This window comes from Plantactinospora alkalitolerans, assembly GCF_015690345.1.
In the GTDB taxonomy this organism is placed as follows: Bacteria; Actinomycetota; Actinomycetes; order Mycobacteriales; family Micromonosporaceae; genus Plantactinospora; species Plantactinospora alkalitolerans.
On the sequence record NZ_JADPUN010000436.1, the window covers coordinates 1 to 2,228 of the forward strand.

2 protein-coding genes are annotated in these 2,228 nt (G+C 75.0%); one reads left to right on the forward strand and one right to left on the reverse strand.

Annotation, left to right across the window (positions count from 1 at the left end):
• On the reverse strand, positions 1 to 1,440 hold a 1,440-nt coding region (locus I0C86_RS42450; protein ID WP_196206968.1), incomplete at its 3' end, for an ATP-dependent DNA helicase.
• 191 nt (positions 1,441 to 1,631) lie between these two features.
• Between I0C86_RS42450 and I0C86_RS42455 the strand changes: the two genes are divergently transcribed.
• On the forward strand, positions 1,632 to 2,135 hold the full coding sequence (locus tag I0C86_RS42455) for a DUF402 domain-containing protein (RefSeq protein ID WP_196206967.1): 504 nt from the start codon (positions 1,632 to 1,634) through the stop codon (positions 2,133 to 2,135).
• The last annotated feature ends 93 nt before the right edge of the window (positions 2,136 to 2,228 follow it).

A 2,228-nucleotide genomic window follows, 5' to 3' on the forward strand; every position in this document is an offset into this window, starting at 1 on the left:
GGTCCGGGCCGGTGCGGTGGTCCGGGCCGCGGCGGCGGCCAGTGCTGCGGCGGCCGGCGACGGTGGGGCGGCCGGAGCCGGAGCCGGTTCGAGCCCGAGGGCCCTGGCCACGGTGTCGAACCGGCCGCCGAGCGCGAGCGTGGCCGAGGTGGCGACGACGGTGCGGTCCTCGTACAGGTGGGTGGAGAGCGTGCCGGCCACGGAGAGCGGCGCGACGACCAGGGCCCGACGGCCGGCCGCCGCGCCCTCCGGCTTCTCCACCCAGGCCACGTCGTGGTCGGCCTCCTCCAGCAGCCGCTGGGAGGTCTTCGACAGCTCGTCCAGCACCGCCTTGGACTGCTGCTTGCGGACCGGGTCGGGGTCGTCGGCCTTCACGTCGCCGATCTTCTCCAGCGCAGCCCGGGTCGCCGCGTCGAGCAGGGTGCACGCCTCGCGGAGCGGCCCCGGCAGGCCGCCGGTGATCCGCCCGGCCGGCGACTCGGCCAGCCCGACGGTCAGGGCGTCGCCGGCCGCGATCAACGCCTCGGCCACGTCCGGGGCGATCAGCGGCCGGGTACGCCGGGCCGCCCGGTCGATCAGCTCCGGGATCAGCTCGGCCTGTGCCGCCGAGGAGACCCGGTCGGCGAGTTCGTGTGCCTCGTCGACCACCAGCAACTTGTGCGGCGGCACGATGTGCCGGCCGGCGAGCATGTCGACGGCCAGCAGGCTGTGGTTGGTCACCACCACGTCCGCCTCCCGGGCCCGGGCGCGGGACGCCTCCGCGAAACACTCCGCGCCGTACGGGCAGCGGCCCGCCCCGACGCACTCCCGGGCCGGCATCGACACCAGGCGCCACGCCTGGTCGTCCACGCCCGGGTCGAGTTCGTCGCGGTCCCCGGTGTCGGTCTCCATCGCCCAGTCGCGGATCCGCTCGATCTGCTTGCCCAGCCGGCCCGCCTCGCCGAGCCACTTGGTGCCGCCGCCGCCCCGGTTCGGGGTGTCGAAGAGCGTGTCCTCCGGCTCGTCCTCAGTGGAGTTCTCCAGCCGGGCCAGGCACAGGTAGTGGTGCCGGCCCTTCAGCACCGCGAAGGTCGGCCGATGGCCGAGCACCGGGGCGACCGCGTCGGCGAGCCGGGGCAGGTCGTGTTCGACCAGCTGGGACTGGAGCGCGAGGGTCGCCGTGGAGACCACCACCGGTCCGTCCACGGTCAACGCCGGGGCGAGGTAGGCCAGGGACTTCCCGGTGCCGGTCCCCGCCTGCACCAGCAGGTGCTCGCCGGAGGAGATGCACTCCTCGATCGCGGTGGCCATCTGCTGCTGGCCCTCCCGGGTGGAACCGCCGGGCACGGCACCGACGGCCGCGGCCAGCAGTTCGGTGCCGCTGGGCCGACCGGCACGGCGGCGCTTCTTGGGCCGGGCGACCGGAGCGGTACCGGCCTCCGCCGCCGCGGGCCCGGTCAGGTTGGGGATGCTGGCGTCGGTGGCGGGCGCGGTCACCGTGCGACCGTACCCGCCCGTCCCGACACGGCGACGCCGGCTCGACCGGCGGGTCCCCACAGGCGACCGTTCGGCGGAGTGATGTTGCCGATTCCGACGCCTGGCGGATGCTTCGTGCACGGCGAGTACTGGGCCGGATCCGCTAGGGTGCGGGCATGCCGAGCGAGATGGTCCGGGTCGTCTACCGCAAGTACGACGGCACCGCGCACCGGGACTACCCCGCCCGCAGGCTGGCCGAGGACGACCTCGGTGTCTGGCTCGGCGTGACCGCCGGCACCCGGTCGGTCTACCACGGTCGCCCGTCGGTGGAGCAGATCCCGTTCGTCCTGCTCGTGCCACACGACGTCTGGTGGAGCGCGATGTTCAACCCGCCGCCCCGGACCAGCGAGGTCTACTGCGACATCGCGAGCCCGGCTCGCTGGGAGGGTGACACCGTCCACCTGATCGACCTCGACCTGGACGTCGTACGCCGACGGGGCACCGGAGCGGTGGAGTTGCGGGACGAGGACGAGTTCGCCGAGCACCGGGCCCGGTTCGGATATCCCGAGGACGTGGTGGCGAACGCCCGGGCCGCCGCAGAGTGGCTGTACGGCGCGCTCGGCGACGGCACCGAACCGTTCGCGTCCGCGTACCGGAAGTGGCTGGCCCTGGTCGTCTGAGCCGGCGGCAGCGGTGCCGGCCACCGGCCGCGAGCCGCCCGCGCGGCCCTGCCAGCGCCTAGCCGGCCCGCGCGGCCCCGCCAGCGCCTAGCC

Coding starts and splice junctions, on each gene's coding strand:
- I0C86_RS42455 (WP_196206967.1), top strand. CDS start 1,632: ATGCCGAGCGAGATGGTCCGGGTCGTCTACCGCAAGTACGACGGCACC.